The sequence below is a fragment of the Kitasatospora sp. NPDC004723 genome, from assembly GCF_040609255.1.
In the GTDB taxonomy this organism is placed as follows: Bacteria; Actinomycetota; Actinomycetes; order Streptomycetales; family Streptomycetaceae; genus Kitasatospora.
The window spans coordinates 58,746-82,276 of sequence record NZ_JBEXJT010000032.1 but is presented as its reverse complement, the minus strand read 5'-3'; the positions used below and the strand labels follow the sequence as shown (position 1 = coordinate 82,276).

Annotated in this window: 16 protein-coding genes, 1 tRNA gene and 2 pseudogenes; 13 read left to right on the top strand and 6 right to left on the bottom strand. The window is 76.0% G+C overall.

Going from position 1 to position 23,531, the window contains the following annotated elements:
• Nucleotides 1-110: 110 nt before the first annotated feature.
• Nucleotides 111-785, bottom strand: a complete 675-nt coding sequence (locus ABZW10_RS26415; protein WP_355370144.1) for a TetR/AcrR family transcriptional regulator — start codon at nucleotides 783-785, stop codon at nucleotides 111-113.
• 134 nt (nucleotides 786-919) lie between these two features.
• Here ABZW10_RS26415 and ABZW10_RS26410 point away from each other — a divergent pair, with 134 nt between their 5' ends.
• The 4 genes from ABZW10_RS26410 (at nucleotide 920) to ABZW10_RS26395 (ending at nucleotide 7,356) form a co-directional block, all read left to right on the top strand.
• Nucleotides 920-2,608 (top strand): carboxyl transferase domain-containing protein, encoded by a 1,689-nt coding sequence (locus ABZW10_RS26410; RefSeq protein WP_355370142.1) that lies wholly within the window; start codon nucleotides 920-922, stop codon nucleotides 2,606-2,608.
• 107 nt (nucleotides 2,609-2,715) lie between these two features.
• On the top strand, nucleotides 2,716-5,007 hold the full coding sequence (locus ABZW10_RS26405) for a biotin carboxylase N-terminal domain-containing protein (RefSeq protein ID WP_355370140.1): 2,292 nt from the start codon (nucleotides 2,716-2,718) through the stop codon (nucleotides 5,005-5,007).
• Nucleotides 5,004-6,023, top strand: a complete 1,020-nt coding sequence (locus tag ABZW10_RS26400) for a hydroxymethylglutaryl-CoA lyase (protein WP_355370138.1) — start codon at nucleotides 5,004-5,006, stop codon at nucleotides 6,021-6,023. Before ABZW10_RS26405 ends, ABZW10_RS26400 begins: the two co-directional genes overlap by 4 nt.
• 142 nt (nucleotides 6,024-6,165) lie before the next feature.
• Nucleotides 6,166-7,356 carry an acyl-CoA dehydrogenase family protein gene (locus tag ABZW10_RS26395; protein ID WP_355370136.1) on the top strand — a complete coding sequence of 397 codons (1,191 nt, stop codon included), beginning with the start codon at nucleotides 6,166-6,168 and terminating at the stop codon, nucleotides 7,354-7,356.
• 256 nt (nucleotides 7,357-7,612) lie between these two features.
• Here ABZW10_RS26395 and ABZW10_RS26390 read toward each other — a convergent pair.
• Nucleotides 7,613-8,041, bottom strand: a pseudogene (locus ABZW10_RS26390) (universal stress protein); the annotation flags it as partial.
• A gap of 832 nt (nucleotides 8,042-8,873) precedes the next feature.
• Between ABZW10_RS26390 and ABZW10_RS26385 the strand changes: the two are divergent.
• From ABZW10_RS26385 to ABZW10_RS26360, 6 genes and pseudogenes are all read left to right on the top strand, one after another.
• The gene (locus ABZW10_RS26385) at nucleotides 8,874-9,632 is read left to right on the top strand and encodes an HAD family hydrolase (RefSeq protein WP_355370134.1); all 759 of its coding nucleotides are present in this window, start codon (nucleotides 8,874-8,876) and stop codon (nucleotides 9,630-9,632) included.
• Nucleotides 9,633-11,279: 1,647 nt separating this feature from the next.
• Nucleotides 11,280-12,260: pseudogene (locus tag ABZW10_RS26380) on the top strand (helix-turn-helix domain-containing protein); the annotation flags it as partial.
• 800 nt (nucleotides 12,261-13,060) lie between these two features.
• A complete protein-coding gene (gene orn, locus ABZW10_RS26375; RefSeq protein WP_355370132.1) occupies nucleotides 13,061-13,663 on the top strand; it encodes an oligoribonuclease in 603 nt (200 codons plus the stop codon).
• A 125-nt stretch (nucleotides 13,664-13,788) separates the two neighbouring features.
• A tRNA-His gene (locus ABZW10_RS26370) sits at nucleotides 13,789-13,864 on the top strand.
• Between the two features lie 178 nt (nucleotides 13,865-14,042).
• Nucleotides 14,043-14,489: a DUF4442 domain-containing protein gene (locus tag ABZW10_RS26365; protein WP_355370130.1), complete on the top strand. Its 447-nt coding sequence runs from the start codon at nucleotides 14,043-14,045 to the stop codon at nucleotides 14,487-14,489.
• A 157-nt stretch (nucleotides 14,490-14,646) separates the two neighbouring features.
• Nucleotides 14,647-15,603 (top strand): hypothetical protein, encoded by a 957-nt coding sequence (locus tag ABZW10_RS26360; protein WP_355370128.1) that lies wholly within the window; start codon nucleotides 14,647-14,649, stop codon nucleotides 15,601-15,603.
• Nucleotides 15,604-15,646: 43 nt separating this feature from the next.
• Here the strand turns inward: ABZW10_RS26360 and ABZW10_RS26355 are convergent, their stop codons facing one another.
• From ABZW10_RS26355 to ABZW10_RS26345, 3 genes are all read right to left on the bottom strand, one after another.
• Complete coding sequence (locus tag ABZW10_RS26355; protein ID WP_355370126.1) at nucleotides 15,647-16,111, bottom strand: GNAT family N-acetyltransferase; 465 nt, start codon at nucleotides 16,109-16,111, stop codon at nucleotides 15,647-15,649.
• Nucleotides 16,112-16,171: 60 nt separating this feature from the next.
• Nucleotides 16,172-17,101, bottom strand: a complete 930-nt coding sequence (locus ABZW10_RS26350; protein WP_355370124.1) for a fused MFS/spermidine synthase — start codon at nucleotides 17,099-17,101, stop codon at nucleotides 16,172-16,174.
• A gap of 69 nt (nucleotides 17,102-17,170) precedes the next feature.
• A complete protein-coding gene (locus ABZW10_RS26345) occupies nucleotides 17,171-17,677 on the bottom strand; it encodes a hypothetical protein (RefSeq protein ID WP_355370122.1) in 507 nt (168 codons plus the stop codon).
• Nucleotides 17,678-18,047: 370 nt separating this feature from the next.
• Here ABZW10_RS26345 and ABZW10_RS26340 point away from each other — a divergent pair, with 370 nt between their 5' ends.
• Nucleotides 18,048-19,688: a tetratricopeptide repeat protein gene (locus tag ABZW10_RS26340; RefSeq protein ID WP_355370120.1), complete on the top strand. Its 1,641-nt coding sequence runs from the start codon at nucleotides 18,048-18,050 to the stop codon at nucleotides 19,686-19,688.
• A 42-nt stretch (nucleotides 19,689-19,730) separates the two neighbouring features.
• On the opposite strand, the gene ABZW10_RS26335 is transcribed toward ABZW10_RS26340, so the two are convergent.
• On the bottom strand, nucleotides 19,731-20,381 hold the full coding sequence (locus ABZW10_RS26335; RefSeq protein ID WP_355370118.1) for a histidine phosphatase family protein: 651 nt from the start codon (nucleotides 20,379-20,381) through the stop codon (nucleotides 19,731-19,733).
• A 229-nt stretch (nucleotides 20,382-20,610) separates the two neighbouring features.
• Here ABZW10_RS26335 and ABZW10_RS26330 point away from each other — a divergent pair, with 229 nt between their 5' ends.
• Together ABZW10_RS26330 and ABZW10_RS26325 are read left to right on the top strand one after the other, a co-directional pair.
• Nucleotides 20,611-21,882: a hypothetical protein gene (locus ABZW10_RS26330; protein WP_355370116.1), complete on the top strand. Its 1,272-nt coding sequence runs from the start codon at nucleotides 20,611-20,613 to the stop codon at nucleotides 21,880-21,882.
• On the top strand, nucleotides 21,879-23,528 hold the full coding sequence (locus ABZW10_RS26325) for a hypothetical protein (RefSeq protein ID WP_355370114.1): 1,650 nt from the start codon (nucleotides 21,879-21,881) through the stop codon (nucleotides 23,526-23,528). The genes ABZW10_RS26330 and ABZW10_RS26325 overlap by 4 nt, the downstream gene beginning before the upstream one ends.
• Nucleotides 23,529-23,531: the final 3 nt, after the last annotated feature.

Genomic DNA, 23,531 nt, shown 5'->3' with positions numbered 1-23,531 from the left:
CCTTCCTTGGTCCTAGGCCCTCGGGACGAGCCCGCACGGGCCCGGACCCGCACCCTGCGGGCCCCAGCCCCTCCCCCGGACGGCGCAACGTGACCCGGCGGGATCCGGACTCAGACGCGCCCGACCCCGGCGGCGGCCCCTGCGGTGTCGGCGGCGACGGCGTGGGCCGCCGCCGAGAAGGCCCCGTGCGCCAGGTCGTGCAGCAGCGCGGCCATCGCGTCACGCGGGAGTCCGGCCCGCTCGTCCCCGTGGGCGGGATTGGGGCCGTGGCTGTGCGGGGTGGAGTTGATCAGCCCGAAGACGGCGTGCACGGACGCCCGGGCGACCGGCTCGGCGGACGGGGCGGCGAGCGGCGGGTAGGCCTGGCGGACCACGTCGACCCAGAGCTCCACGTAGGCGCGCTGGAGGCGGCGGACGGTCCGGCGGTCCTCCTCGCGGAGGTTGAGCAGCTCCCGGTCGTGCAGGGTGATCAGGTCGCGGTCGTCGAGCGCGAAGTCGACGTGGCCGCCGACCAGCGCGTCCAGCGCGGCGGCCGGGCCCTCGCTGCCGCCCGCCCGGCGCCGACCCTCCTCCAGCAGCCGCTCACTGATGCCGACGAGCAGGTCGGCGAGCATGGCGTCCTTGCCGGCGAAGTGCCGGTAGAGCGCGGGGCCGCTGATCCCCACCGCCTTGCCGATCTCGTCCACGCCGACGCCCAGGAAGCCCCGGGCCGCGAACAACCGGGCGGCCTCCTTGCGGATCTGGTCGCGGCGCGGGAGCCCGGAGGCGGGTGGAACATTCGGCATGCGGCCCATCGTAGACAGTGGGGTTATCGGTCGTTAACCTGGGCGGCGGAAGTTAACGTTCATTAACGTGTGGGGGTCGCGGGCTCACCAGCCCTTCCGGCCCACCTGCCGCCGAGGGCAAGGGAGCTCTTGGGATGGTCATCTCCACCGCCGGCGCGCCCACCGGCATCAACGGAAACGCCGCGGCCGGCACCCCTGGCGCCGCCGCACCGGCCCCGCGGCTGGGCACGGCCGCGGACCCCGGTTCCGAGGCGTACCGGACGAACACCGCCGCCCACCGGGCCCTGGTCGCCGAGCTGCGCGAGAAGCTCGGCACGGCCGCGCTCGGCGGCGGCGCCAAGGCCCGAGCCCGGCACACCGCGCGCGGCAAGCTGCTCCCCCGCGACCGGGTGGACACCCTGCTCGACCCGGCCTCCCCCTTCCTCGAACTGGCCCCGCTGGCGGCCGACGGGATGTACGACGGGGCCGCCCCCGCCGCCGGGGTGATCGCCGGCATCGGCCGGGTCGCCGGGCGCGAGGTGGTCGTGGTCGCCAACGACGCCACCGTCAAGGGCGGTACCTACTACCCGATGACGGTCAAGAAGCACCTGCGCGCCCAGGAGGTCGCGCTGGAGAACCGGCTCCCCTGCGTCTACCTGGTCGACTCCGGCGGCGCCTTCCTCCCGATGCAGGACGAGGTCTTCCCGGACCGCGACCACTTCGGCCGGATCTTCTACAACCAGGCCCGCCTGTCGGCCGCGGGCATCCCGCAGATCGCCGCCGTGCTCGGCTCCTGCACGGCCGGCGGCGCGTACGTCCCCGCGATGAGCGACCAGGCCGTGATCGTCCGCAATCAAGGCACCATCTTCCTCGGCGGGCCGCCGCTGGTGAAGGCGGCGACCGGTGAGGTGGTGACGGCCGAGGAGCTCGGCGGCGGCGACCTGCACTCCCGGACCTCCGGCGTCACGGACCACCTGGCCGAGGACGACGCCCACGCCCTGTCCATCGTCCGCACCATCGTCGCCGGGCTGGGCCCGCGCCCGGCCCGCCCGTGGCCGCTCGCCCCGGCCGAACCGCCGGCCGTCGACCCGGCCGGCCTGTACGGGGCCGTCCCGGTCGACCCGCGCACGCCCTACGACGTGCGCGAGGTGATCGCCCGGCTGGTCGACGGCAGCCGGTTCGCCGAGTTCAAGGCCGAGTACGGCGCGACCCTGGTGACCGGGTTCGCCCGGATCCACGGCCACCCCGTGGGCATCGTCGCCAACAACGGCGTGCTGTTCGCCGAGTCCGCCCTCAAGGGCGCCCACTTCATCGAGTTGTGCGACCAGCGGGGCATCCCCCTCCTCTTCCTGCAGAACATCACCGGGTTCATGGTCGGCCGGCAGTACGAGGCGGGCGGCATCGCCAAGCACGGCGCCAAGATGGTCAACGCCGTCGCCTGCACCCGCGTCCCGAAGCTCACGGTGGTGATCGGCGGCTCGTACGGAGCCGGCAACTACTCGATGTGCGGCCGGGCCTACTCACCCCGCTTCCTGTGGATGTGGCCGAACGCCAAGATCTCCGTGATGGGCGGCGAGCAGGCCGCGTCGGTGCTGGCGACCGTCCGCCGCGACCAGCTGGAGGCGCACGGCGAGCAGTGGCCCGCCGAGGCGGAGGAGGAGTTCAAGCGCCCCGTGCGCGAGCAGTACGAGCGCCAGGGCAACGCCTACTACGCCACCGCCCGGCTCTGGGACGACGGTGTGATCGACCCGCTGGACACCCGGACCGCGCTCGGCCTGGCGCTCACCGCCTGCGCCAACGCCCCGCTCCCGGCGCCCGGCCCGTTCGGCGTCTTCCGCATGTAGCCCCCGGGCGGCGGCCCACCGGCCCCGCCGCCTCCCCGGTGCCCGGCACCCACCCGGTGCCACCACCTCCTTCGTACGGCTCCCCTCGACCCGGAGGAACGCCTCCCATGTTCGACACAGTTCTGGTCGCCAACCGCGGCGAGATCGCCGTCCGGGTGATCCGCACCCTGCGGCGGCTCGGTGTGCGCTCGGTCGCCGTGTTCAGCGACGCCGACGCCGACGCGCCGCACGTCCGCGAGGCCGACGTCGCGGTCCGGCTCGGCCCGGCCGACCGCAGCGACAGCTCCGCCGCCGAGACCTACCTGCGGACCGACCAGATCCTCGCCGCCGCCCGCCGGACCGGGGCCCAGGCCGTCCACCCCGGCTACGGCTTCCTCGCCGAGAACGCCTCCTTCGCCCGCGCCTGCGCCGAGGCCGGCCTCGTCTTCATCGGACCTCCTCCCGCCGCGGTCGAGCTGATGGGTGACAAGATCAACGCCAAGGAGGCCGTCCGGGCCGCCGGCGTGCCGGTGGTTCCGGGCAGCCGGGCCACCGCGCCCACCGACGAGGAACTCGTCGCGGCCGCCGGGGAGATCGGCTACCCCGTGCTGCTCAAGCCGTCCGCCGGCGGCGGCGGCAAGGGCATGCGCCTGGTCCGCGACCCGGCCGACCTGCCGACCGAGATCGCTGCGGCCCGGCGCGTCGCCCGCACCGCCTTCGGCGACGACACCCTGCTGCTGGAGCGCTGGATCGACCGGCCGCGCCACATCGAGGTCCAGGTGCTCGCCGACGCCCACGGCACCACCGTCCACCTCGGCGAGCGCGAGTGCAGCCTGCAGCGCCGCCACCAGAAGCTGATCGAAGAGGCTCCCTCCGTCCTGCTCAATGCCGAGACCCGCGCGGCGATGGGCGCCGCGGCCGTCCGTGCCGCCGAGTCCTGCGGCTACACCGGTGCCGGCACCGTGGAGTTCATCGTCCCCGGCGTCGACCCGGACTCCCCCGCCGACGACGAGGGCGTGCGCGACTTCTTCTTCATGGAGATGAACACCCGTCTCCAGGTGGAACACCCCGTCACCGAGCTCGCCGTCGCCGTGGCCGCGGCCGACACCGCCGGCCCCGCCACCAGCCCCGCCGCCGGCCGGCCCCGGCGGCTGGACCTGGTCGAGTGGCAGCTGCGGATCGCCGCCGACGAACCCCTCTCCTTCACCCAGTCCGACATCTCCTTCCAGGGCCACGCCATCGAGGCCCGGATCTGCGCCGAGGACCCGGAACGGGACTTCCTGCCCACCGGCGGACGCATCCTGCTCCTCGACGAACCGCGGGGCGAAGGCATCCGGGTGGACTCCGGAGTCGCCCCCGGGACCGTGATCACCAGCTCCTACGACCCCATGCTCGCCAAGGTCATCGCCTACGGACCCGACCGGCCGACCGCGCTGCGGCGCCTGCGCGCCGCGCTGGCCGACACCCGGATCCTCGGCGTCACCACCAACACCGGCTTCCTGCGACGGCTGCTCGCCCACCCGGAGGTCGCCGCCGGCCGGCTCGACACCGGCCTGGTCGAGCAGACGGCGCAACAGCAGCCCGGGCTGCTCGCCTCGCCGTACTCCCCGGCCGCCGTCGCCACGCCGCCCGCCGAGCCCTCCGACTCCCTGCCGCCGCAACCGCCGACGCCCGCCCACCTCCTCTACTACGCGGCCGCGCTCGCGCGGCACCTGGACCTCACCCCGGCCGCCGACGCCGACGGCTGGACCGACCCGTTCTCCCTTCCCTCCGGCTGGCGCCTGGGCGGCGACCCCGCCTGGACCGCCCACCGACTCCGTACCCCCGGCCAGGACCCGGTGTCGGTGTGCATCCGATCGATCACTGCGGGCAACGTAGCCGACGCCACTGACAATCCGTCCGGCAGCACCCTGGAGGTCGAGATCCGGCTCGACTCCGGGCCGGTCCACCGGGCCCGGGCCGGCCGCTCCGGGGATCGCCTCCAGCTGACCGTCGACGGCCTGCGGACGAGCTTCGCGCTCGCCGCCGACGGCCCGACCGCACCCGCCACCGGCCCGGTGACCTGGCTCGGGATCGACGGCGACGCCTGGCCGGTGCACACCCACGACGCGGTCGGCGAGAGCGCCGGCGGCGCCGCCGCCCACCACGGGGCGCTGACCGCGCCGATGCCGGGCACCGTCACGGTCGTGAAGACCACGGCCGGGGAGGCGGTCCGCAAGGGCCAGCCCCTGCTCGTCCTGGAGGCCATGAAGATGGAACACGTGATCGCCGCCCCGCACGACGGCACGGTGAGCGAGCTGCGGGCCACCACCGGCGCCACCGTGGCGATGGAGGAGCTGCTGGTCGTGGTCACCCCCGCCGAGACCGTCCCGGCACCCGCGGACGCCCCGGCCGAGGCCCCCGAGGCGGTGCGGTCGTGACCGCCCCCGCGCCGAGAGACGCCGGCCCCGCCCGCGAACCGGACGCCCTCGACCTGGGCCTGCCGGCCCCGGTCCGCGCCCCCGGCCTGCCCGCCGAGGTGCGGATCCACGAGGTCGGCCCGCGCGACGGCCTGCAGAACGAGGGCACGCTCGTCCCCGTCGAGGTCAAGGCCGAGTTCATCGGCCGGCTCGCGGCCGCCGGTCTGCGCACCGTCGAGGCCACCAGCTTCGTTCACCCGAAATGGGTACCCCAGCTCGCCGACGCCGAGGAGCTGATGCCCCGGCTCGCCGACCTGCCGGACCGCCACCCGGGACTGCGCCTGCCGGTGCTGGTGCCCAACGAGCGCGGCCTGGACCGGGCGCTGGCCCACCACGTCACCGACGTCGCGGTGTTCGCCAGCGCCACCGAGACCTTCGCCCGCCGCAACCTCAACCGCTCGGCGGACGAGGCGATGGCGATGTTCCGCCCCGTGGTGGAGCGGGCCGCGGCGGCCGGCGTCCCGGTCCGCGGCTATCTGTCGATGTGCTTCGGCGACCCCTGGGAGGGGCCGGTCCCGGTCGCCCGGGTGGTCCGCTCCGGGGTGCGGCTGCTGGAGATGGGCTGCGCCGAGCTCAGCCTCGGCGACACCATCGGCGTGGCCACCCCCGGCCAGGTCACCGCCCTGCTCGACGGGTTCACCGAGGCGGGGGTGCCGGTCGGCCGGCTCGCCGTGCACTTCCACGACACCTACGGCCAGGCGCTCAGCAACACGCTGGCGGCGCTGCGCTCCGGGGTCACCACCGTGGACGCCTCGGCCGGCGGGCTGGGCGGCTGCCCCTACGCCAAGAGCGCCACCGGCAACCTGGCCACCGAGGACCTGGTGTGGATGCTGCACGGACTCGGCATCCGGACCGGCGTCGACCTGCGCGCGCTGGTCGCCACCAGCGGCTGGATGGCGCGCCGGCTCGGCCGGCCGAGCCCCTCCCGCGCGGTCCAGGCCCTGCTCGGCACCACCCCCGCCGGATCACCGGACTGACCCGCACCGGCCGGCCCGCGCACCGGCCGGTCCCCTCGTACACGTCCGCTCATCACACCGCCCGCCCGGCACACCAGCACCGGCGGCCGTCGTCCCGACCACGCCCGCGCCCACCCGGCGGGGCCCCAGGAGGATCACCATCATGCTCGACCACCGGCTGAACACCGAGCACGAGGAACTGCGGCGCACCGTGGCCGAATTCGCCCAGGACGTGGTGGCGCCGAAGATCGGCGAGTACTACGAGCAGGGCGAGTTCCCCTACGAGATCGTGCGGGAGATGGGGCGGATGGGTCTGTTCGGCCTGCCGTTCCCGGAGGAGTACGGCGGCATGGGCGGCGACTACTTCGCGCTCTGCCTGGCGCTGGAGGAGCTGGCCCGGGTCGACTCCTCGGTCGCGATCACCCTCGAGGCGGCGGTCTCGCTCGGCGCGATGCCCGTCTACCGGTTCGGCACGGAGGAGCAGAAGCGCGAGTGGCTGCCCCGGCTGACCTCGGGCGAACTGCTCGGCGCGTTCGGCCTGACCGAGCCCGAGGGCGGCTCGGACGCCGGGGCGACCCGCACCACCGCGCGGTACGACGAGGCCACCGACGAGTGGGTGATCAACGGCACCAAGTGCTTCATCACCAACTCCGGTACCGACATCACCGGGCTGGTCACCGTCACCGCGCTCACCGAACCGATCGCTCGTTCGAGTGAAGAGGGCGAATTCTCCTCGCCCCGGCGGGAAATCTCCTCCATCATCGTGCCCACCGGGACCCCCGGGTTCCAGGTGTCGAAGAAGTACTCGAAGGTCGGATGGAACGCATCCGACACCCGCGAACTGTCCTTTACCGACTGCCGCGTCCCCGCGGCCAACCTGCTGGGCGAGCGAGGTCGCGGCTACGCCCAGTTCCTGCGGATCCTCGACGAGGGCCGCATCGCGATCGCCGCTCTGGCCACCGGCCTGGCCCAGGGTTGCGTCGACCAGTCCGTCTCGTACGCCGGTACGCGCCGCGCCTTCGGCCGCGCGATCGGCGCCAACCAGGCCATCCAGTTCAAGCTCGCCGACATGGAGATGCGCGCCCACACCGCCCGCCTCGCCTGGCGGGACGCCGCGTCCCGGCTGCTGCACTCGGAACCGTTCAAGAAGGAGGCTGCGATCGCCAAGCTGTACTCGTCGGAGGCCGCCGTCGACAACGCCCGCGAGGCGACCCAGATCCACGGTGGGTACGGCTTCATGAACGAATTCCCGGTCGCCCGCTTCTGGCGGGACTGCAAGATCCTGGAGATCGGCGAAGGCACCTCGGAGGTCCAGCGGATGCTCATCGCGCGAGAGCTCGGCATCGGCTCCTGAGGCTGTCGTAGTCCGGACCCGCACCGTCCGCCGGCCCGCTCGGACCAGCGGGCCGACGGGCCGGGGGCGATCACCAGGGGCGTGGCGGCGGCAACGTTGGCGGCCGCGCCTGGGACGGTGCCCGGGGCCGTCCCAGGCGTGGGTGCCAACGGGGTTGGCATCGCCACCGACCGCTGGGGTCGGACCGCTGCGCGGACCGATCGTCAACTGATGAATGCGGAGCAGCTGTTCGTCGGCACGGGCGCCGGACCGGCCGTCAGGGGATCACGATCACCGGGCGGTTGGCACGGCGGGCCAGGCGGCCGGAGACCGAGCCGAAGATCTTGCCGAGCAGGCCGTGCGTGGTGCCGACCACGATCGCGTCGGCGGCGAACTCGCGGCCGACCTCCTCGATCTCGTGGCAGATGTCGCCGCCACGCTCGACCAGGATCCAGGGCACCCCGGCGAGGAAGTCCGCGCAGGCGAGCTCCAGGCCGAGCACCTCCGTCCGGTGGTCGGGGAGGTCGACGAAGACCGGCGGCTCGCAGCCGGCCCAGACGGTGGCGGGCAGGCGGTTGGCCACGTGCACGATCACCAGGCCGCACTGGGAGCGGCGGGCCATGCCCACCGCGTAGGCGAGGGCGCGCTCGCTGGACAGCGAGCCGTCGAAGCCCACCACCACGCCGTGCTGGAAGGCCGGGTCGCAGGGCTTGGCGGTCGCGTCGCGGACCGCCGGCTCGCCGGCCGCGCCGGGCGGACCGAAGGCGCTCGGACGTTCGGCGCCCGGTCCCGGCCGGCCCGTCACCGGGGGCTCCGGAGGAGCATCGGACCGCCGGTCGTCCCGCCGCTGGCGGGAGCCCGGTCCGGGACGGCCCCGGCGGGCGAGGTGGCGAAGCGGGTGGGTGAAACGGGCGTCCTCGCCCGGCTCCACCGGTCGGGAGGGCTCAGAACCAGCCATGGCACAAGGCTCTTCGAAGGAGATGGGCCGACAGGAGAGGACAACGCTGCCCGGGCGGCAGGCCCGCACACGGGAAGACGTCGGTCTGCGCCGAGCACCACCGTTTGTGACCTGTTCCTTTCAGAGTACGACGGGCCGGACACGCAGCCCAGCCGCGCGGCCTCGGGGGCGACACTCTTCCCACGAACGAGGGATGCGCGCACCGATTGCGGTGCGCCCCCACCCAGGCGCGAAGGCGCCCCTCCGGCGAAGGAGGTTCCCTGGAGCTTGACTGAGCGGACCGGGCCGCGCAACAGGCTTCGGGGACACCGTGACCGGACTGTCATGGATCGATGACGATCCGTTGCCGACGGTCACCGGGCAGTGAGACGGCCGGCGAGGCGGCCGGCGAGGCGACCGGCGGAGCGACCGGTCATCGGACGGAAGGGCGGTGAGCCACGGGAGGACGGTGAGCGGTCGTGGGGGCGGTGGGGGCGGTGCGCCGCCGCTCCGGCACCCGTTTCAGCCAAGGGGCGCCGGTTCGGGACGCCGTCTGGCATTTGCCAGGTGCATAGGCGCGACCGCTGGCACCATGCTCGACATGCCCCTGCTCCTGCTCGACCTCGACAACACGCTGCTCCCCAGGGACGCCGCATTCCGGGCCTGGGCTCAGGACTTTCTGACCGAACGGGCGCTGCCGGCCGGAGACGTCGACTGGCTCGTCACCATCGACGGCGGCGGCTATGTGCCGCGCAGCACCGTACTGTCCGCCGCCCGGCGCCGCTACGGCCTCGACGAGTCGCTCGACCGGTTGCTCGCCCACTACCGGCACGGCATCAACTCCCACATCCACTGTCCGGCCCGCAACATCGACGCACTGCGGGCGGCACGCGCCGCCGGGTGGCGGCTCGGCATCGTCAGCAACGGCAGCACCGGCGCCCAACTGGAGAAGATCCGGAGGACCGGCCTCGGACCGATGGTCGACGGCTGGGTGATCTCCGAGGAGGCCGACTGCCTCAAACCGGACCCGATGATCTTCGAGATCGCGGCGCAGCGGTGCGGCATCGCCCCGACCGGGGACTGGGCCACGCACACCTGGATGATCGGCGACCACGCCCCCGCGGACATCGCCGGCGCCGAACTGGCCGGGCTGCGGAGCGTCTGGCTGCACCACGGCCGCCCGTGGGCCGAGCCCGCCTACCGGCCGACGCTCAAGGCGGCCGGTCTGCCGGAGGCGGTCCGGCAGGTGCTGTCCGCACGCGGCGTCCCGGCACCCCGCGCCGAGGCCCTCGCGGGAGGGCCGGGCGTTCCACGCCGCTCCGTCGGCGGCGGCGTTTCCGTCGCGCGCCTGGCGGGTTAGGCGCGCGGGAGGGGCGCCGACCCGGCCGGCGCGGAGCGGCCACGGCGGCGCAGAGCGGCGTGCGCAACGGCGCGATGACCGGCCGGCCGCCCCGGACGGCAGGCGCACACCTTCAACGGTCCACATCGCGGGCAGTGCTTCATCGGCTTCCGGGGCCGGACAGGCTGTCCGAAACCGGTCCGGCGGGTTTGCCGAGGACGCCGCCGCCGGCTCCGCACCCGCGGAGCATGTGGCCGTGCTCACGGCACGGGACCGGCTTTCGCGGTGCCGCCGCGCCGCCCGGCCGGACCGGGTCGGACTTCGGGCCGTGGTCGCGCGGAGGCCGCCGCGCGGCGTGGGCGGGTGCATGCGTCGACGGCTCGGCGGCATCACCCGCCGGCGGCTCGCGCCCCCGCGACTCACCCACCGTCAGCAGGGCTGCCGGACAACGCCGTCGATGAGCCGCGCGGCCGAAGGGCTCAGATCAAGGCCCCGCCCGGCGCAACCGTTGCGCCGTGATCGGCGTCGTCAGTTCCGGGCCCCGGGCGGCCGGTTCGTGCACGGCACCGCCCTCCGACGGCCGACCTCCGGGGGCCGGAGACGCCGCCGTTGGCCTGTTCGGGCCGGCCGGGGATCTCCCCCGGTGACGGGGTACCAGGTGGCCGGCCACCGCTCCCCGGCTCAGGCACTGGCCGGATGAAGCCTGGGAGGCGCACGCGATGCAGCCGTGCGCCCTCACGTGCACCGCCTATTTTCGGTCAATCTCGCGCGACTCCCCCGCCCTTGGGCAAATCCGCAGCCCAGGCACACCGGCCGGGCGCGTCTGAGCCGGACGCCCCAGGACCCGTCCCGCGACAACCAGCCACCGTTGCACCGACCCTCTTCCCAGAAGGGTCGACGGGTGCCACGCTTCGTGATCGAATGCATCACGCCAAATTGCCATGTCGACATAGCGTCGGATGGTGAACTTGTCACAACGGCAACGGTCCACCCGATAGATTCGATCTTGGCTAGCAGTGCCGCACCACCACACCACACCACCGAGGGGGCTTGAGCGCCTTGAGCAGGGTGAGCAGGAGCGACGCGGGTCCTGACAGCGGCCAGGCCGTGACCGGAATCGCGGGTCGTTCCACGAGAAGCGCCGGCTCTCAGGCCTCCGCCGCCAACACCCGTCACTCCGGCACCACCTCCTACTCCTCCTATTCCCCCGCGGCCCCGTCCGCCCCGGGAACCCCATCCGCACCAGGCGCCCCAGGCGGCTCCGGTGCCCCGCAGGCCCCAGGCTCCCCGCCCTTCCCGGGCGCCCCGGAACACGGCGGACGCCCCGTCAGCCGACCGTCCGTCAGCCACTCCGGCGGGTACGGCGGCGGCTCGGACGGCCGGGCCGGGACGTCGGTAACCGGCCATTCCGGCGGGCACCCGGGCGGCCATTCCGGAGCCGACGGCGGCTTCACGACCTTCGCTTCCCCCACCGCCGCCTTCACCGGCCCGGGCGCTCCCGGCGCCGGCCTCGGACCGGCCCTTCCCGGCCTGCCCGGCCCCGCGAACACCGGCGGACTCCCCGGCGGACCGCTCGGCCTCGGCGGCCACGGCCCGTCGGCGCACGGCCACGGCGGCCCCGTCGGCGGCCTCAACGGCTCCTCGACGGCCGTGCTGGCCGCTGCGCCCCGCAAGCTCTCCGGACGCCGCCGCCGCGAGACCGTCGCCGTCCTGATCTTCGGCGGCGCACCGATCTTCGAGAGCTCGATCCCGCTCTCGGTCTTCGGCGTCGACCGCCAGGACGCCGGGGTGCCGCGCTACCGCCTGCTGGTCTGCGCCGGCGAGGAGGGCCCGCTCGCCACCACCGGCGGCCTCACCCTCTCCGCCCCGTACGGGCTGGAGGCGCTGGCCCGGGCCGGCACGATCGTCGTCCCGGCCTGGCGCTCGATCTCGCAGCCGCCGCCGGTCGAGGCGATCACCGCGCTGCGCAAGGCGCACCACGAGGGCGCGCGGATCATCGGCCTGTGCACCGGCGCGTTCGTCCTCGCCGCCGCCGGCCTGCTGGACGGCCGCCCGGCGACCACCCACTGGATGTACGCGCCGACCCTGGCCAAGCGCTACCCGCGGGTGCACGTCGACCCGCGCGAGCTGTTCGTCGACGACGGCGACGTGCTGACCTCGGCCGGCACCGCCGCCGGGATCGACCTGTGCCTGCACGTGGTCCGCAGCGACCACGGCGCCGAGGCGGCCAACGCGCTCGCCCGCCGACTGGTGGTGCCGAGCCGGCGCAGCGGCGGCGGACAGGCCCAGTACATCGATCAGTCTTTACCTGAGGAGATCGGCAACGACCCGCTCGCCGAGGTCGTGACCTGGGCCCTGGAGAACCTCAACCAGCAGTTCGACGTCGAGGTGCTGGCGGCCCGCGCCTACATGAGCCGGCGGACCTTCGACCGGCGGTTCCGCACGCTCACCGGCAGCGCCCCGCTGCAGTGGCTGATCACCCAGCGGGTGCTGCAGGCGCAGCGGCTGCTGGAGACCTCGGAGCTGTCGGTGGACGACGTCGCACGCCGCTGCGGCTTCCGGTCGCCGGTGGCGCTGCGCGGGCACTTCCGACGCCAGCTCGGGGTCTCGCCGGCCGCGTACCGGACGAGCTACCGGGCCCGGCGGCCCGGGGCGTCCGCTGCGGCGCCGGCCGCGCCGACGGGCGGTGACCTGCGGACGGCGGGGGCGGCCGGGTCGGCGGCCGCGGCCGGCACGATGGGCGGGTCGGTCCCGGGCCAGCACGGCCAGCACGGTGGGCAGGGCACACCCGGCGGGCACGGCACGCCGGTGGGGCACGGGTCGGCCACCGCCCAGGGCTACCCGGGCGGCTCGGGCACCGCAGTCCCGGGCCAGCACGGACAGCCGTCCGGACCGGGCGTGCACGCGCGGGCCGGGCAGTCGTACCCGCACCAGCCGGCCGGACACCAGTCGCACCCCGGGCAGCCGGGGACCGGCCGTGGTCCGGCGCGGCCGCCGCTGGTCCCGGCGCAGCCCGGGCCCGGCACGGGGCGGCCGTCCAGGACGGTGGAGCACGCCGCCGCCGAGGACGGGATCCCGCAGCCGGGCGCACGCGGCCAGGGCCAGGGGCACCGGAGCGCGGCCGACCGGCCGCAGGACGGGTCGCCGGAGGTCCGGGCCCGGCAGGCCCGGGCGGGCCAGCTCCGCCCGCAGGGCGTGCGGGGCGCCGCGGCCGAGGCCAGGGAGGCCCGCGAGGGGCGGCCCGGGCGGGACGCCCGCCCGGCGTACCCCGGCCGGGAGGTCCGCGAGGTCCGGGACGTCCGGGACGTCCGCGAGGTCCGGGAGGTCCGGGAGGTCCGGGAGACGGACGGCCACGCGCCGGAGGAGCACGGCTCCGAGGGTCGCACCCCGGCACCGCGCTCGGCTCCATCGGTGCCCGCGGCGCGTGATCGCGCCGTAGGGTGAGTGGTGTGAATGACCGTTTGGTATGGATCGACTGTGAAATGACAGGCCTCGACCTCGACCGGGACGCCCTGGTCGAGGTCGCGGCGCTGGTGACGGACTCGGAGCTGAACATCCTCGGCGAGGGTGTGGACGTCATCATCCGTCCGCCCGCCGAGGCGCTGGCGAACATGCCCGAGGTGGTGCGGGAGATGCACACCGCCTCCGGGCTGCTGGAGGAGCTGGAGCACGGGGTCACGCTGGCCGAGGCGGAGGCGCTGGTGCTCGCGTACGTCCGCGAGCACGTGCCGGAGGCCGGGCGCACGCCGCTGTGCGGGAACTCGGTGGCCACCGACCGCGGGTTCCTGAGCCGGGACATGCCCGCGCTGGAGGGCCACCTGCACTACCGGATCGTGGACGTCTCCTCGATCAAGGAGCTGGCCCGGCGCTGGTACCCGAAGGCGTACTACAACAGCCCGCAGAAGGGCGGGAACCACCGGGCGCTCGCCGACATCCGCGAGAGCATCGACGAACTGCGCTACTACCGGGAGGCGGTGTTCGTCCCGCAGCCCGGCCCGGACACCGACACCGCGCGCGCGATCGCCGAGAAGTACCAGGCGCCGACGGGCTGAGCCCGGGGGCGACGGAGGTGCTCGCGCGGGGCGGGGAAACCCTGGCGCGAGCACCCTTCCGGATCCTGTAGAGTTCTTCTTGTCGGAGCGGGAACGCCGAAAAGCGTGAACGGTCCGGACAGATGGTGGGTGTAGCTCAGTTGGTAGAGCACCTGGTTGTGGTCCAGGTGGCCGCGGGTTCGAGTCCCGTCACTCACCCCATCGCCCCGAGGGGCCGGTCTCGTCAAGGGACCGGCCCCTCGGGCTTTTTCGCGTTCCCTCACATCGGCGGCGGCCGGGCGGGGATGGGGTGGCGCGCGTCGCACTGTGGTCCGCGTCTCATTCCCTTCCCCGGCCTCGGGTCTGCCACCGGAAGCTACTCACTAGTAACGTTGCCGCCATGACCACTCCTTCGATCGGCCGACTGCTCGACTCCACCGTCCCGATGGCCCGGACCCTGAAGCTCGAGTACCTGGAGACCACCCCGGAGCGTGCCGTGCTGCGGCTGCCCGACCAGCCCGAGTACCACAACCACGTGGGCGGCCCGCATGCCGGCGCGATGTTCACCCTGGCCGAGTCGGCCAGCGGCTGCATCGTGCTCGGCGCCTTCGGCGACCAGCTCTCGCGCGCGGTGCCGCTGGCGGTGAGCGCCGAGATCTCCTACAAGAAGCTCGCCATGGGCGCCGTCACGGCCACCGCCGTGCTCGGCCGGCCGGCCGCCGACATCGTCGCCGAGCTCGACAAGGGCGAGCGCCCCGAGTTCCCGGTGACCGTCGAGATCACCCGGGCCGACGGCGCGGTGACCGGCGTCATGACGGTGATCTGGACACTGCGCCCCAACTCCTGAGCGGAGCACGGCGGACGGGGCGGGCGGGGCCGACGGGGGCGGACGGCCCGCGACGACCGCCCACGACAGCCGTCCGCCCGCGACGACCGCCCGCCCGCGATGACTGTCCGTGACGGCGGCCGTGTCCTCCCGGTCCGCCCGCTCGTTCTCGATTCACGTGCGAGCCAAACACGCGACCAGGGGCCCGGAAGCCGCCCGACGGACCGTCGGCGGCGGGTGGCGGGCGGCCCGGCGGTGGCTGCCCCGGCCACGGGCCGTCGCGGCCGGCGGGGCCCTCCTCGCGCAGCTCTGGGGGTTCGGTGCCTGCGCGGCCGACGCCGAACCGCTGCCGGAGCCGGTCGGGCGGACCGTCGGCCGGGCCCCGACCGGTGGCGGGACGGCGCCCGACGACCCGGCGGAGCGGCCCGCGCCGAGCCCGTCCGGCGGGCTGCTCGACCGGCTCGCCGACGCCGTCCCCCGGGTCGCGGCGGACGTCGCCGCCGCGGACGTCGCCGCTGACGTGGTCGCGCCGGAGCTGTCCGCCGCGACCGGCCCGACCGGCCCGACCAGCCCGATCGGCAGCGCCCTCCAGGACCGGATCAGGGCCGGCGGGCTCCCCCTGCCGGGACAGCGGTCCGCCGTGCCGGACGCGTTCGCGATCGCCTCCGGACTGTGGGGCGCCGGGCCCGCCCGGACCCGCCCCGTCGAGGCGCGGGCGGCCGGCGGCGAGGTGGCCGACGGGCCGTCGGGTACCTCCGCCCGGCCCGCCGACGCCGCACCGCCGCCCCCACCGGGCGGCACCCCGCACGGCCCGGCCGCCCCACCGCCGACCTCCGCCGCACCGGACCGGCCGCCACCCCCGCCCCCGGGGCCCGGGCACCCGGCCCCGGCGGGTGACGGGGGCGGGCGGCCGGACGGCCGGGAGCACCCGCCCACCGCACCCGGCACCCCGCTGGCCGGCCCGGCGGCAGGCCCGACGGCCCGGCCCGGCGGGACCGCGACCAGGACGGCCACCGTCACCGTCGCCCACGACACCGCCGGCACCGCGACCGCCGTCCTCGCCCCCATCACGGCCGGGCTGTTGCTGACCGGCGCCGCGATGTACAAGCACCGGGGCCTGCCGAAGGGCCACTGAGCGGACCGCCAGGGGCCAGGAGGCGGGGATCAGCAGGCGGGGATCAGGCGGCGGGGGCGGGCAAGTGAAGTGTGAGCAGCGGCAGTTCGCGCCCGGGGATGGAACCGGAGGGGGCCGTGCCGGTGCGGACGGCGCCCATGGCCAGGTAGAAGGGTTCGGCGTGCGGGTCGGCCTCGACGGTGATCCGGTCGAAGCCGAGGGCCGTGGCCTCGGCGCGCAGGTGGTCCATCAGGCGGCGGCCGATGCCGCGGCCGATGGCGTCCGGCTCGACGAAGATCATGCCCAGTTCGCCCTTCGGGGGCGCCCCGGTGAGGGTGACGAAGCCCAGCACCCGGCCGTCGTCCTCGGCGACGGCCGTACGGTCGGGCCCGATCCGCTGCGGGTCGAGGGTGAGTTCGGCCCGGCAGGCCTCGATGAACTCGGCGTCGTAGCCCCAGTGCGCCTTGGAGCGCAGGGCGAGGGCGCTGAGCGCCGCCGCCTCGCTCGGCCTGGCCGGTCGGATCAGCATGGCGGGTGCCCCTCCTGGTCGGGTCGTCCGGGTTCCGGACATGATGCGCCGCAGGCCGGTCTAGCGGAAGACCCCCGGGGGCGGGGCCGGGGAGGGGGTGGCGGTGGCGTCGGTGGCCGGGGTGGCGCCGGCGGCGAAGTCGGCCAGGGCGCGGCCGTGTTCGACCCGGCCGTGGGAGGCGTCCGAGGCCACCCGGCGGGTGAGTTCGGCCAGCGGGAGCGGGGTGTGCGCGGCGGCCAGCACGAGGTTGCCGAAGCGCTTGCCGCGCAGCACCGCGGGGTCGGCGACCAGGCAGAGTTCGGGGAAGACCGCGCCGAGGGTGGCCACCTGGGAGCGGGCGAACGGCAGGGCGGAGCCGTCGGCGATGTTGACGGCGTACCAGCCGCCGGGGGCGAGGGCCCGGGCGGCCAGCGCGGTGAACTCGACGGTGGTGCAGTGGGCGGGCACCCGGGCGCCGGAGAAGACGTCGGCGATCACCAGGTCGACGGTGCCCTCGGGGGTGCGCTCCAGCACGCTGCGGGCGTCCGCGCCGCGCACCTTGACCTGCCAGCCGCGTTCCAGCGGGAGTTCGGCGCGGACCAGTTCGGTGAGCGCGGTGTCGATCTCGGCGACCTGCTGGCGCGAGCGCGGGCGGGTGGCGGCGACGTAGCGGGCCAGGGTGAGGGCGCCGCCGCCGAGGTGCAGGACGGTGAGCGGGCGGCCGGGCGGGGCGACCAGGTCGATCAGGTGGCCGAGCCGGCGCTGGTACTCGAAGCCCAGGTGGGCCGGGTCGGCGAGGTCGACCAGGGACTGCGGCGCACCGTCGATCAGCAGCGACCAGGCGGCGGGGCGGTCGCGGTCGGGGCGCAGTTCGGCGAGCCCGGAGTCGACGGCCCGGGTGAGCGGGCCCTGGGCGTGGGTGCGGCCGGCGGGGCCGGTGGCGGCCGGGCCGCTCTCCGCGGCGGTGCGGCCGCGGTCCGCGGTGCGGCCGGCCCGGTTGCTTCGTCCCATACCCGCCATTATCGCCGCCGCGCGGACGAGCCCCGCAGCTCAGCGGGGGCGGGCGGGCGCGGGCGGGGGTCAGGACGGGCCGAGGCCGCCCGCGGTGAGGGTGCAGGCGGCCTCGCAGAGGACCGAGCGCAGGACCCAGGGGTCGGTGGGGCGGGCGGAGCGGTCGGCGCCGGCCGGGGGCAGCACCCAGCGCGGGTCGGTGGCGGGCAGCAGTTGGGCGCCGGCGGTACAGGAACTGCCGGGCAGGTGCCAGGTCGCCGAGGTGCCGGCCGGTACGAGGAAGGAGACGGTGGCGTCGTTGCGGCTCTGCAGCACCGCGCCGCAGGCCCGGCGCAGCCGCAGGATGTCGACCGCCTCCAGGCCGTGCCGCAGGGCGACCGTCACGGTGTCGAAGGTGGCCACGAGGACGGCGTCCGCGTCGGTCTCCGCGCGCGGGCGCCGGCAGGGGCCGCCACCGGACGGGACCCGGCCGGGGCCACGGTCGTCGGCCGACTCCGGCAGCAGGGCGGGGGCCGCTCCGTCGAGCACCCCGCCGACGGCCGGACGGCGGAACTGCGGTACTCCAGTGGCCGCCATGGGCCCTCCTGTCGCCTCGTCGGGACCGGAAGCCGAACCGCCCGGGTGGGGGTGCCGGCAGGGGCGCGGCGGGGACGGCGGCGGGGGCTTCCATGCACCAGGACAACGCAGGGCCCGCACCGCAGGCCACGGGGCGCTTTACAGCAAGGCATGGCATTTCATGGCAGATCCCGGCAACTGTGCCCGGTTTGCACCCAATTGGTGGTACATCGACCGTGAACACGCTGTGTCCGACCGGTGACTCCCGGTACTGTCGTGCCTCGCCCGGCCGTCCACCGGGCCCCTTCGGACCCACCCGCGGCCGGGAGCCCCCGCCGTCCCAGCGCCGCCCGACCCTCGCACCACCACCCGCACCACCACGGAGCGCACCATGGCAGCCACCCCACCGGCCGAGCCGAACCGCCCGTCACCCAACACCGCGATGCGCGCCCTGCGCGGCGACCGCTCGCCGGGCGAGTTCGCCACGGCCGTGCGCCGGGCGGCCCGGGAGATCGGCGAGCACGTCTCCTGCGACGCCCGGTACGTCGGGCGGGTCGAGTCCGGCGAGATCCGCTGTCCCAACTACGCGTACGAGCGGGTGTTCCGGCACATGTGGCCGGACCGCTCGCTCACCGACCTCGGCTTCGCGCCCCGCACCGCCGTCCGCCGCCGCCCGGCGGACGGCGGCGGGGGCGGGGCCCCGGGCACAGGCACGAGCGGTGGCCTCCGGGGCGGGCCGGACCGGGCCGGCGGGCCGGGCGCCGGAGCACCACCGCCCCTCCACCCGGCGTTCCCGCCCCTGCCCGCCCCGCGATCGCCGCTCTCCACCCGACTCCCGTACGCTGCCTCGCCGTACGCGGAACCGCCCCCACCGCCCGGGGCCCCGGCGCCGAGGTTCACGACGGCGCCCCGGGGGCCCGACGAACCGCACCCCTGTGACGAGGAGAACGACGTCGTGCGTCGCCGTACGTTCCTGGCCGGCGGCCCGGCCGCGCTGGCCTCCGTGATCGGCATCGACCGGCCCGACCCGGCCGCCGCGGCCCCCGCCCCCCACGGCGCGGACGCCCACCCCGCTCCACCGGGCGCCGTCGTGCCCGGCCGCCCCGGCCCCGTCGTCCCGCCGCCCCGCAAGGTCGGCGCGGCCGAGGTGCTCGGCGTGGAGCAGGCCGTCCGGGACATCCGGCTGGCCGACGACGCGCACGGCGCCGACGCCCTGTTCGAGCAGGCCGGCCGCTCGCTGCGGGAGGCCTACCTGCTGCTCGAGGCCTGCGAGTACTCCACCGAGACCGAGCGAAGGCTCCAGGCCGGGGCCGGCGAACTGGCCATCTCGGTGGGCTGGTTGGCGCACGACTCGAACCGGCTCGCGGACGCCCGCTCGTACTACGCGGAGGCCCTGGCCACCGCGCGGATGGCCGGCGACGCCGCGCTGGAGGCGCACGTCTTCTCCAACGGCGCCTTCCTCGCCCGGGACGCCGGCCGCCCCCGCGAGGCACTGCGGGCCGCCCAGGCCGGGCAGTCCGCCGCCCGGCACCTCGACTCCCCCCGGCTGCTCGCCCTGCTCACGATGCGCGAGGCCGGCGGCTGGGCGCTGCTGCGGGACCGGGGCACCTGCGAGCGGGCGATCGTCCGGGCCTGCCGGCTGTTCGAGCAGGGCCCCCGGCAGGCCGACCCGGAGTGGATGTCGTTCTTCGGCGAGGCCGAACTCGCCGGGCTGCAGGCCCAGTGCTGGTCCGCCCTCGGGGACTGGGACCGGGCCAGCGAGCACGCCCGGCTGGCCATAGCGCTCCAGCAGCCGCACTTCGTGCGCAACCGGGTGCTCTACACCGCCGAACTCGCCCACGACCGGCTCGGCCGGGGGGACTTGGCGGGTGCGGCGGAGCACGGGTCGGCCGCCGTCGCGCTGTTCGGCGACGTCCGCTCGGCCCGGATCCGCGCCATGCTCGCGGACACCGCGCAGCGGTTGCGGGAGCACCGGCGGGTGCCGGAGGTGGGGCGGTTCCTGGCCGAGTACGGCGCGGCGACGGCGGCCTGAGCGGGCGACGGCGACCGGCCGTCGCGGGCCGGCCGTCGCGGGTCAGTGCTTCAGGGTCTCCAGGTGGCCCTGGTCGTTCCACAGCTCCACCGCCGGCGCGCCGTACTCCCAGGACAGCACGCAGAGCGCGGCGGTGCCGAGCTTGAAGCGCTGGGCGAACTCGGGCGGCAGGCCGAGCCAGCGGGCGGTGAGGATGCGCAGCAGGTGGCCGTGGGCGAAGAGCACGACGTCGCAGTCGGCGCAGTGCATGACCGTGGTGTCCGGGTCCGGCACGCCGTGCGCGGTGTTGAGCTCGGCGAGCAGGGAGTCGACCCGGGCGGCGACCTCGGAGAGCTTCTCGCCGCCGGGGACGCCGTCGCGCCAGATCAGCCAGCCGGGCTGGTCGGTGGCGCGGATGTCGGCGCCGGTGCGGCCCTCGTACTGTCCGTAGTCCCACTCCAGGAGTTCGGGGCGCTCGACGGCCCGGTCCCCGAGGCCGGCCAGCTCGCAGGTCTCCTTGGCGCGGCCGAGCGGGCTGGTGTAGACGCGGGCGTCGGGCAGGCCGTTCCAGGGCGCCGCGGCGAGCCGGGTGCCGAGCGCGCGGGCCATCGCCCGGCCGTCCTCGGTCAGCGGGATGTCGGTGCGGCCGGTGTGGCGGCCGGTGGCCGACCAGTCGGTCTCGCCGTGGCGGACCAGCAGGATTCGGGCGGGCATGGGCAGGCTCCTCGCGCTCGGGGCGGTGTCAACGGTCGGCCTCGCCAGCGAGCACCGGACTCCATGATCCCCCACCGGTGCGCCTCGCACGCGACCGGCCCGCGTCCCGTGGCGGGGCCGGTCACGGGACGCCGGACGGTGCCCGGGGCCGGTCCGGCGGGTGCGGGTTCGCCGTCAACGGCCCGTTCGGGGCGGATTGTCGGAGCCGGATGCGACACTGGGCCGCACCATGAACGTCTCGACGAACGCCCCGCTCCGCGGGCCGGCGGAGCCGCTCGCCCAGCGGCTCGCCGAGCTGCGCGGACCGGCGCAGCAGCGCAGTCTGAACGCCCGCTCCCTCGCCGCCCTGGCCGCCAATCCGGGGTGCCACCGCCGCGCCGTGCTGGACGCCGCCGGGGTGGACAAGTCGGCGCTGGCCGCCCGGCTGGGCCGCCCCGCCCCCTTCGGCCGCTCGCCGTTCGCGCTGGCGCGCGGCGTCGTGTTCGAGGCCCGGCTGAAGGCGGACGGCTACGCGGCGCTGCTGGAGCCGCTGCGCCACCGGCTCGGCATGTCCGAGGAGGGCGGCCCGCTGCTGGTGCCGGACCTGCTCCGCTCCTCCGGTCCGGCGGTCCGGGCCGACCGGACGGCCGCCGCCCTGGCGGAGGCGGCCGCCGAGGAGCGGGCCTGGACGCTCCTCGACCACCCGATGCTGCGGCTGGAGGTGGCGGGCTCCACCGCCTACCTGGAGCCGGACGCCGTCGTGGTGCACGGCGGGCGCTGCACCGTCGTGGAGATCAAGTCCTTCCCGGTGCTGGACGGCGGCGCGGACCCGGGCAAGGTGGGCGCCGCCGCCCGGCAGGCCGCCGTCTACGTGCTGGCGCTGCAGGAGGCGGCCGCCGCGCTCGCCGGGCAGCCGGTGGACCCGGACCCGTACCGCGAGCAGCGGCTGCCGGGCAGCCCCCGCACCAGCGTGCTGCTGGTCTGCCCCGAGGACTTCGGCAGCCGGCCGACCGCCGTGCCGGTGGACGTGCGCCGCGAGCTGGCCACCACCCGCCGTCAGCTGAGCCGGATGACCGGCATCGAGCGGCTGCTGGCGGTGCTGCCGCCGGGGGCGGACTTCGACCTCTCCCCCGATGCGGACGGCATGCCCGTCCGCTCCGCCGAGGAGCTGGAGAAGACGGTCGGGACGGTGCCCGCCGCGTACAGCCCGGACTGCCTGTCCACCTGCGAGCTCGGCTTCCACTGCCGTGCCCAGGCCCGTTGCGGGGACCGGGTCGAGCAGCTCGGCCGGGGTGTGCGGGGCGAGCTGGGCAGCATCCGCACGGTGACCGAGGCGCTGGCCGTCGCCCGTAGCGGCCCGGGCGGGGCCGGCCGGACCGGCGCCGACGGGGCCGCGCACGAGGACGGGAGCGAGGGCGGCGACGGGGCCGACGAGGCCGCCGCCCGGCTGGCCTACGCCGCCGCGCTGCGCGCCGAGGCGCTCGGCCGCACCGCGCCAGCCGCCGCGGGGGGCGAGCGGTGAGCCTGCTGTCCACCCTGGCCCGGCTGGAGGCCGTGCGCAGCGGCCGGGCCGAGCCGCTGGCCACGGTCCGCCACCGGCACCTGTCCGAGCGACCGATGGTGTTCGTCCCGCTGACCTCGGCCGGTGAGGACGGTGCTCCGCTGGCGGTGCTGCTGGGCACCGACCGGCAGGCGCCGACGCTGCACGTCGTGCCGCAGCCGCTCAACCGGACGCTGCGCTCGGAGTTCCTGGCCGACCTGGCCGCCGATCTGCTGCCCTACCTGGAGTCCTTCGGCGACGAGGTCGAGCTGATCGAGGGCTCCGAGAAGGACCCGGAGACCGGTGAGAAGTCGCCGGTCGTCCGGGAGCTGTGCGCGGACGCCCCGCAGCTGATCGTGCCGAACAGCGGGGGCGTGCGGTACCTGGCGCTGCTCGGCCGCTCGACCCGGTTCCGCCGCACCGCCGAGGACGAGGACCCCGGCCCGTTCCCGGCCCCCGCCCGGGTGCCGCTGCTCGGCCGCTGGCTGACCCACCTCGCCGAGCGCGCGATGGTGCCGGGCTCCAGCCTGCTGCTGCCGATGACCGGGCTGCTGGCCCGGCACTGGGCCACCGGCCAGAGCCATCTGGAGGACCAGCACCTGGCCGCCCGGCTGGCCTGGCACGCCCCGCCGGAGGGGCTGACCGGTGCGGAGGCGGCCGAGCTGGCCGAGACCGGGCGCGGTTCCGAGGGCCGGCTGATCCACCCGCCGGCCGGTCCGACCACCGACCCGGTGTTCGACGCCAAGGTGCTGGCCCCGGCGATCGCCCGCTACGACGCGGCCGCGGCGGCGCAGCGCGAGGCCGAGGGCCCCGGCGCGGCGGGCGGCCCGACGGGCCGCGCGGACGCCGAGGCGGCCCGGGAGGCGGTGCGGGTCTCCGTCGAGCGGCTGCGCGCCGTGCTGCACGAGGAGCTGCTGCCGACCTGGCACGACGTCTGGCAGGGCCTGGACCTGCTGCGCGCCCTGCCGCCGGCCGGCCACCTGCCCGAGCGGTGGACCGGCGACCGCTGGTCGTACACCGGCCACCGGGACCGGCTGGCGGCCGGCGAGCCGCCGCAGCCGCGGCTCGACGACGCCGTGACGGCCGCCCGCAAGCTCGCCCAGCGCGAGCGCGAGCAGGCCCGGCTGGACGTCCAGGAGGCGCTGGACGACCCGCTGGCGATGGCCGAGCACCGGCTCGCCGGGGAGGCGTTCAGCGGGGTGGTGACCGAGGTGGTGCCGGACTACGACACCACCGGCCGCTCCCCCAAGCCGCGCCCGCTGGTGACCGTCCGCACCGACGACCGCCCGCACGCCGACCTGGGCCGGGAGGTGCACCGGGTCCGGGAGCCGGCGGCGCCGGAGGCCGCGGCGGGTCCGGCGCAGAAGGCCGTGATCGCGGCGGCCGACCCGGAGGCGGGCACCATCACCGTGCGGGTGCTGTCCGGCATGGGGCGCAAGCGGGAGCCCGAGCCGGGGAGCCTGCCGGAGCCGGGCGAGCGGGTCACCTTCACGCTGTTCGAACTGACGGTCCGGCAGGCCGCGCCGCTGCCCGAGCCGGACGACACGCCGTGGACGCACGGCGGCCCGCCCGGCGCCGTCGTCACCGTGCTGCCGGCCGTGGCCGGCCCCGCCGAGGACTGGGAGTGATCC

Excerpts from the sequence above, each read along its gene's own strand:
- ABZW10_RS26415 (WP_355370144.1), bottom strand. The coding sequence starts at position 785 with ATGCCGAATGTTCCACCCGCCTCCGGGCTCCCGCGCCGCGACCAGATC.
- ABZW10_RS26410 (WP_355370142.1), top strand. The coding sequence starts at position 920 with ATGGTCATCTCCACCGCCGGCGCGCCCACCGGCATCAACGGAAACGCC.
- ABZW10_RS26405 (WP_355370140.1), top strand. The coding sequence starts at position 2,716 with ATGTTCGACACAGTTCTGGTCGCCAACCGCGGCGAGATCGCCGTCCGG.
- ABZW10_RS26395 (WP_355370136.1), top strand. The coding sequence starts at position 6,166 with ATGCTCGACCACCGGCTGAACACCGAGCACGAGGAACTGCGGCGCACC.
- ABZW10_RS26385 (WP_355370134.1), top strand. The coding sequence starts at position 8,874 with ATGCCCCTGCTCCTGCTCGACCTCGACAACACGCTGCTCCCCAGGGAC.
- ABZW10_RS26365 (WP_355370130.1), top strand. The coding sequence starts at position 14,043 with ATGACCACTCCTTCGATCGGCCGACTGCTCGACTCCACCGTCCCGATG.
- ABZW10_RS26355 (WP_355370126.1), bottom strand. The coding sequence starts at position 16,111 with ATGCTGATCCGACCGGCCAGGCCGAGCGAGGCGGCGGCGCTCAGCGCC.
- ABZW10_RS26350 (WP_355370124.1), bottom strand. The coding sequence starts at position 17,101 with ATGGGACGAAGCAACCGGGCCGGCCGCACCGCGGACCGCGGCCGCACC.
- ABZW10_RS26345 (WP_355370122.1), bottom strand. The coding sequence starts at position 17,677 with ATGGCGGCCACTGGAGTACCGCAGTTCCGCCGTCCGGCCGTCGGCGGG.
- ABZW10_RS26340 (WP_355370120.1), top strand. The coding sequence starts at position 18,048 with ATGGCAGCCACCCCACCGGCCGAGCCGAACCGCCCGTCACCCAACACC.
- ABZW10_RS26335 (WP_355370118.1), bottom strand. The coding sequence starts at position 20,381 with ATGCCCGCCCGAATCCTGCTGGTCCGCCACGGCGAGACCGACTGGTCG.
- ABZW10_RS26330 (WP_355370116.1), top strand. The coding sequence starts at position 20,611 with ATGAACGTCTCGACGAACGCCCCGCTCCGCGGGCCGGCGGAGCCGCTC.